This window comes from Micromonospora sp. SL1-18 (genome assembly GCF_047921505.1).
Classification (GTDB): Bacteria; Actinomycetota; Actinomycetes; order Mycobacteriales; family Micromonosporaceae; genus Micromonospora.
This window is the reverse complement of sequence record NZ_JBLROA010000072.1, coordinates 23,589-29,768: the sequence shown is the minus strand read 5'-3', so window position 1 is coordinate 29,768 and position 6,180 is coordinate 23,589. Positions and strand designations below refer to the sequence as shown.

Sequence of the window (6,180 nt, the reverse complement as noted above, 5' to 3'; positions counted from 1 at the left end):
TAGACAAGGGCGGCATCCAGTCCTCGCCGGTAGTTGCCGGCGACACCCTCTTCATCGGTTCGAACAACGGTCGGTTCTACGCTCTGGACAAGGCGACCGGCAACGTGCTGTGGGAGCACGAGATCGGAGCCTGGGTCGGGGCCGGCCCAGCGGCCAGCGGCAACACGGTCGTCGTCGGCGCGTACGACGGCAACCTGTACGCCTACGCCCCCGACGGAAAGGCCGCACGGCCTGCGGGGCGCTGACCCCCGCCGCTCGATCTGCTTCGAGGCCGTCACTCCACACTGGGGGCGGCCTCGGCTCACCAGAGCCGGATGACGGGAAGTGGGTGGACCCGGACGACATCACGGGTCCCGCATCGCTGGCGCCGCGGGGACAGGCCATCTCCGTCTGTGAGAATCCGCAGGTATTGCAGGCTGCGGCCCGTACGCGTGGCGAGAACGGGCTCGGCGTACTCGAGTCCCCAGCCGGCGCGGTCTGCCCTGCTAGGAAGTGGTTGTGGCACCGTTGCGGCCTGGTTCATCCCGTCGAGGTGGCGATGGTGTGACCGAGGGCGCGCAGCGTACGGCGGAACTGTGTTTCGTGTTCGACGGGTACGGCGAGGTGGCGGTCGCCGACGAGGGTGCACAGGGTGCGCAGTTTCGGGTCGCGGGCGACGAGGGCTGCGAGGGGCGCATCGGCGCATTCGACGAGGCGGACGAGGCCGCGGTCGCTGATCCTCGTCGCCCGGGTGGTCACGTCGTCAACGAGGACGGCGAGCGCTGCCGGCAGGTCGTGCATTGCACGATCCCTCAGGAAGGTGACGAACTGGCCGAGTGGCCGTCCGGTTTCGGCTGCGGCGAGCAGCGTGTCGGCGCGTACGGTCCAGACCCGGTCGGCGGTGTGTTCGGCGTGGGCGTCGAGGACGAGCCGGTCGGTGGCGGTGGGGTCGCCGACGGCGACGATGTCCAGGGTTGGCAGGACCTTCAGGGTCCGCTCCGGCTCCGTGGTGCTGACGGGTGGCTGGTAGTCGCCGGTCAGCCCGAGTGCGTAGGTGCCGAGCGGGTTGAGTCGGATGGCCCGCAGGCCGTCGTAGCGGCTGAGGTAGTCGAGGTCGTCGGCACCCCAGTTGTCGTGGTAGTCGGCGCGGGCACCGACGGGGTCGGTGTGTTCGATGTCGATGAGGCCGAGGGTCGCGGCGTACTCGAACAGCACGGCGAGGGTGTAGCGGCCTTCGAGGATCGGCCAGTCCGCGAATCCGCTGTAGCCGAGGCTGCCGTACTGGGGGTCGACAAGGTACAGCTTCCACAGTGCGCGTTCGCTGCGGGCGACGGTCGGGGAGGTCTCCCGTTTGCGGCGCATGGTGGCGAACAGGTCGTCGATGGCGATCCACTCGTCGCATCGGCAGGCGGCGAGGGCGGTGGCGACGGCCTTGCGGCGGGTCTTGACCGACGTGAGGACGTTAGCGGCACGCTGGCCCTTGATCCGGTCGATCCGGTTGAACTCGTCGAGCACGGTGGTGGTGACCCAGGATCGCCAGAGCCGCCGGATCGTCGCGGCGGCCGGTTTGGCCAGGGCGGCGCGTCCGCGGTCGGTGAGCTGGAGTCGGCCGCCGGCGAGTTCGGCCAGTCCGCCGGCCTGCAGCAGTAGCGGCCACGCGAACGCCGCGATCGGCTCGGCGGGGTAGAAGTCGCCGCCGTCGAGCACCTCGGCGACGGCGGCGACGGTCGCGGCGGCCGGTCGGCGGGTCGTTTCGCTGCACCGTAGCCGCCCGCCGGCCACGAGGTGCAGGACGGCGTGAAGGTTGGCCTCGGCCTGTGCGGCGGTCGACCGGAGGGTGTCAGGCATCGAGTCCTGCCAGTTCGAGGCGTTCCAGCAGGCTGGGCTTGCGTGCGTGCACGGCCCGTAGTTCGGCCAGCCGCTGTCGGAAGAGTGTGGTGCTGCCGTCGCGTTCGCTGAGGTCGCGCAGGTCGACAAGGAGTTGAACGCCCGTGTCGTAGTCGCGGGGTTTCTTCGTGGCGATGAGTTCGTTGACCCGCTGCCACGCGGCGGGCTGATCGACTGCGAGGGCGTCGAGGTGCCGTTGCCGGGCGGCCGCCGCGGACCGTTCCTGGCGGATCCGGTCCCGCTCATGCTGCTCGGCGACCTGGCGTTCCCGTTCGGCGCGCAGGTGTGCGGCGGTGGCGAGTAGTTCGCCTGCGGTGCGTGGGACGGTCGTGGTGGACGTGTCCGGGAGGTGTTCGTCGCGGTACCGGCGCAGCAGCCGGCCGCGCAGGTGACCGTCGCCGCCGCTGACCAGGTCGGCGAGGATGGCGTCCTTCTCTCGGACCGGGAGTCTGGTGACCCACGAGCGCAGTTGCGCGGCGGTCGGCTCGACGGCGGCCTGCGCCGAAGCGGCCGCCGCAGCCGCGATCAGATCAGGGTCGATGCACAGGAACTCGGCGACCGCGGTGAGCGAGGCGTCGAGCGTGCTCATCCCGGCCGGGACGGGCGGCTCGGGCTCGTCGTCGTCGAGTTCTAGGGACTGTACGCAGCGCAGCCAGCCCAGGTACAGCAGGCGCCTGTCGCCGGCGGCGAGGCCGGCCCGCACCGGGATGATCGAGGCGAGCAGGCCGTGCCCGTCGAGGTCCCACTCGTCGGTGCCGTCCTCGTCCTCCCGATATAGGTGAACGATGACGTGCCTGCCGGCGGTCCAGGCGGACGCACTGTCACCCACGCAATAGTCGGCGATGGTGGCGGGGTCGACCACGTGCTTCGGCAACCGCAGCATGAGCTGGCGGGTGCCCCAGTTCGCCAGGTACAGGTGCGCGTCGAAGTACCGCTCCATCAGCCTGCGCGGGTCGCCCTTGAAGTCGCCCCACTGATAGGTGTTGACGAAGCTCGTGGCGGTGATGTCGGCCCGGGTGGACAGCGACCGCAGTTCGGCCTGTTCGCGAGTCGTGAGGGGCCGGTCGACGGCGGTGAACTCGTAGTACTGATACTCGCTCACCTTGACTACCGCCCGGCCCAGTGTCGGTAGGCGTCGATCCAGTCGGCGCCGTCCGGTGCAGGTGTGGGCAGCGGCAGGTCGAGCAGGTCGATCTTCTGCCGGTGGCGGCCCCGGGCGCAGATCGCGACGATGCTGTCGGCGGTGAGGTCGACCTTTTGCATGGTTACCTCCATGCCGAGGACGGTGGTGGTGAACGGCACCGCCAGATGCTCTTCGAGCATGGCGAACAGGCCGGTGAGCTGTTCGTCGTCGTTGTACGCGTCGACGGTGGCCTCTTCGATCATCGCCTCGAGCGCCGCATTCCGCTTCGATGCCATCGGCGCAGGATAGCGGACCCGCCCCGGGACGTTCGAAGCCCGATACATGGATCGGTGGGTTCGGCAGACGAGTTCGAGGGTTTTCGCCGCGAGCTGCAGCGGTTACGAGCGGAGAACGCCCGGCTGTCACGGCTGCTCGAACTGCGTGGTCAGGACACGGCTCCGGCGCCGGAGCAGCTGTCCGTGGTCGCTGCGCCGGGTTTGGTCACGATGGCTTCACCGGTGGCGGACAAGCTGGCGCTGTTCGCCGACCGGTTCCGGGCCTGCGTCGACGTGTACGCGGTGCGCTGGGAGAACACCCGCACCGGCGCTGCCGGGTGGATGCCCGCGGTCGCCGGCGGCTGGCGTCGAGGCATGGACCGACGCGGCGCAGCATACCTACCCCGTACGGCGGAGGTCGTCGCCGCCCATCTCGTCGGCGACGTGTTCCTGGGGCTGTACCCGCTGCTGCCTGGCAACACCTGCCACTTCGTCGTGGCCGACTTCGACGGCCCGACGGCGATGCTCGATGCCCTGGCCTACGTCAAGGCGGCGCGAGCCACTGCTGTGCCGGCCGCCCTGGAGGTCTCCCAGCCCGATCGCGGCGCCCACGTGTGGATCCTCTTCGCCGGCGTGGTCCCGGCGGCGGTGGCCCGTGCCGTCGGCACCGGGCTGCTGCACGACGCGATAGTGCTGCGCGGGTCGATGGACCTGCGGTCGTACGACCGGCTGTTCCCCAACCAGGACGTCCTACCCGAGGGCGGCTTCGGCAACCTCACCGCCGCGCCAATGCAGGGCCGGCGCCGCAAGGACGGGCTAACCACGTTCCTCGACCTCGGCACGCTCGAGCCGTACGAGGACCAGTGGGCGTTCCTGTCGACACTGGACCGGCTCAGCCCCGGCGACGCGGAACGTATCGCCCGGCAGGCGAAGGTTGTGGGCTCGGCTCCGCTGGCGGTTGCGGGCAGTTGGATGCGCGGACATGGTGACCTACTGGTTTGCCTCCTGGTACTGGTCTTGTGCGACTGGTTCGAGCCAGGTGGTGGGGTCGCTGCCGTCGGGTTTGGTTTCGAGCATGGCCAGGTGGCTCATGAAGGTGTCGGCGGCGGCGCCATGCCAGTGTTCCTCGCCGGGTGGGCAGACGACGGTGTCGCCGGCGCGCACACGCACCACGTTTCCGTCGCGGGTGCCCACGAGGCCGACGCCTTCGGTGACGTGCAGGGTCTGGCCGACGGCATGGGAGTGCCAGTTGGTACGGGCGCCCGGCGTGAAGCGTACGAGCGCGACGGTCATCCGTGACGGTCCGGTGCCGTTGTAGATGGGTGTCATGTAGACGTCGCCGGTGAAGTTCTGCGCGGGCGTCTTGGCAGTCGCCGCGACCGGTTTCAGTTCCATGGTGATTCCTCGTTTCGTTCGGTCAGGGGCGTAGGAGGGCCTTGACGGCGCGGCGTTCGTCCATCGCCTGGTAGCCCTCAGCGGCTTGGTCGAGGGGCAGGGCGAGGTCGAAGACCTTGCCCGGATCGATCGTGCGGCTGGTGATCAGGTCGACGAGTTCGGGCAGGAACCGGCGTACGGGTGCGGGTCCGCCGTGCAGGTGCACGTGGGAGTAGAACAGCTCTTCCCCGGACAGTTGGATGCCGTGGGCGACGCCGACGTAGCCGACGTGCCCGCCCGGGCGGGCCGACCGGATGGCCTGCATCATCGATGCCTGGGTGCCGACGGCCTCGATGACCGAGTGCGCGCCGTACCCACCGGTGAGGTCCTTGATCCGGGTGACGCCGTCGTCGCCGCGTTCGGTGACGATGTCGGTGGCGCCGTAGTCCAGGGCGAGTTTCTGCCGCTCGGCGTGCCGGCTCATCGCGATGATCTTTTCCGCGCCCAGGTGCTTGGCCGCGAGGACGGCGAGCAGTCCGACGGCTCCGTCGCCGACAACGGCGACGGTGTTGCCCGGCTTCACGTTGGCGGCGACGGCGCCGAACCAGCCGGTGCCCAGCACGTCGGACGCGGCCAGCAGGCCCGGAATGACGTCGTCGTCCGGCTGGTCGGGGGTGGCGGCCAGGGTGCCGTCGGCGAGCGGTACGCGCAGGTACTCGGCCTGGGCGCCGAGCGGGCCGATCCATTCCCGGTGTATGCACAAGGTCTGGTATCCGGCCCGGCAGATCTCGCAGGTGTTGTCGGACGCGGCGAACGAGCCGACGACGAACTGGCCCGGCCGGATGCCGGTGACCTGGCTGCCGACCTCTTCGACGGTGCCGACGTACTCGTGGCCCATCGGGGCCGGCCGGTCGACGGGCTCGATGCCGCGGTAGGGCCACAGGTCCGACCCGCATACGCAGGCGGCGACGACGCGGATGATCGCGTCGGTGGGCTTCTGGATCCTCGGGTCGTCGCGGTCTTCCACTCGGACGTCGCCCGGTGCGTGCAGAATGGCGCCTCGGATGGTCAAGATCCTTCCAAAACGCTCATGGAACTGGTGGCGAGCGGTGTTCCTGGCGCGTCTGCCGTCGCAGCGAGCGGCGAGCGCCGTAGTCAGTGGCTGTCGGCGAAGACCTGCTTGGCGACGGCCATGGCGGACATGGCCTTGGGCCAGCCGGCGTAGAACGCCAGATGCGTAATGGCCTCGATCAGCTCGGTCTCGGTGACACCGTTGCGCTTGGCGTAGTCGAGGTGGAAGGCCAACTGCTCGGTGTTGCCTGCGGTCAGCAGCGCGGCCACGGTGATCAGGCTGCGATCCCGGGCGGCGAGTTCCAGGCGTTCCCACACCTCGCCGAACAGCAGCTGGTCGGTGTAGTGCACGAGCGCGGGCGCGAAGTCGCCGAACATGCGCTGCGCCCCCGTGGGGACTGTGTCGTCGGGCATGGTGAGCGGTCCTTTCGAAGACGTTCGGCGGTTCATCGAGGGCTGCCGTAGGACGGC

7 protein-coding genes and 1 pseudogene are annotated in these 6,180 nt (G+C 69.6%); 2 read left to right on the top strand and 6 right to left on the bottom strand.

What is annotated here, in order from left to right; translation table 11 throughout:
• Positions 1-245 (top strand): PQQ-binding-like beta-propeller repeat protein (locus tag ACNAW0_RS25755; protein ID WP_416290588.1); only part of this gene is annotated, 245 nt, incomplete at its 5' end.
• A gap of 274 nt (positions 246-519) precedes the next feature.
• Here the strand turns inward: ACNAW0_RS25755 and ACNAW0_RS25750 are convergent.
• From ACNAW0_RS25750 to ACNAW0_RS25740, 3 genes are read right to left on the bottom strand one after another with little or no spacing between them, the layout of a single operon-like run.
• Positions 520-1,827, bottom strand: a complete 1,308-nt coding sequence (locus tag ACNAW0_RS25750; protein ID WP_416290587.1) for a hypothetical protein — start codon at positions 1,825-1,827, stop codon at positions 520-522.
• Complete coding sequence (locus tag ACNAW0_RS25745; RefSeq protein WP_416290586.1) at positions 1,820-2,968, bottom strand: hypothetical protein; 1,149 nt, start codon at positions 2,966-2,968, stop codon at positions 1,820-1,822. Before ACNAW0_RS25745 ends, ACNAW0_RS25750 begins: the two co-directional genes overlap by 8 nt.
• A gap of 5 nt (positions 2,969-2,973) precedes the next feature.
• Positions 2,974-3,285: a hypothetical protein gene (locus ACNAW0_RS25740; protein WP_416290585.1), complete on the bottom strand. Its 312-nt coding sequence runs from the start codon at positions 3,283-3,285 to the stop codon at positions 2,974-2,976.
• On the opposite strand from ACNAW0_RS25740, the pseudogene ACNAW0_RS25735 reads away from it, so the two are divergent.
• Positions 3,175-4,164, top strand: a pseudogene (locus ACNAW0_RS25735) (TOTE conflict system archaeo-eukaryotic primase domain-containing protein); the annotation flags it as partial. The gene ACNAW0_RS25740 and the pseudogene ACNAW0_RS25735 sit on opposite strands and share 111 nt — an antisense overlap.
• A 90-nt stretch (positions 4,165-4,254) precedes the next feature.
• Here ACNAW0_RS25735 and ACNAW0_RS25730 read toward each other — a convergent pair.
• The 3 genes from ACNAW0_RS25730 to ACNAW0_RS25720 form a co-directional block, all read right to left on the bottom strand.
• A complete protein-coding gene (locus ACNAW0_RS25730) occupies positions 4,255-4,557 on the bottom strand; it encodes a cupin domain-containing protein (protein ID WP_416290590.1) in 303 nt (100 codons plus the stop codon).
• 124 nt (positions 4,558-4,681) lie between these two features.
• Positions 4,682-5,710, bottom strand: a complete 1,029-nt coding sequence (locus ACNAW0_RS25725) for a zinc-dependent alcohol dehydrogenase family protein (RefSeq protein WP_416290584.1) — start codon at positions 5,708-5,710, stop codon at positions 4,682-4,684.
• Positions 5,711-5,793: 83 nt separating this feature from the next.
• Positions 5,794-6,123 carry a carboxymuconolactone decarboxylase family protein gene (locus ACNAW0_RS25720; RefSeq protein ID WP_416290583.1) on the bottom strand — a complete coding sequence of 110 codons (330 nt, stop codon included), beginning with the start codon at positions 6,121-6,123 and terminating at the stop codon, positions 5,794-5,796.
• Positions 6,124-6,180: the final 57 nt, after the last annotated feature.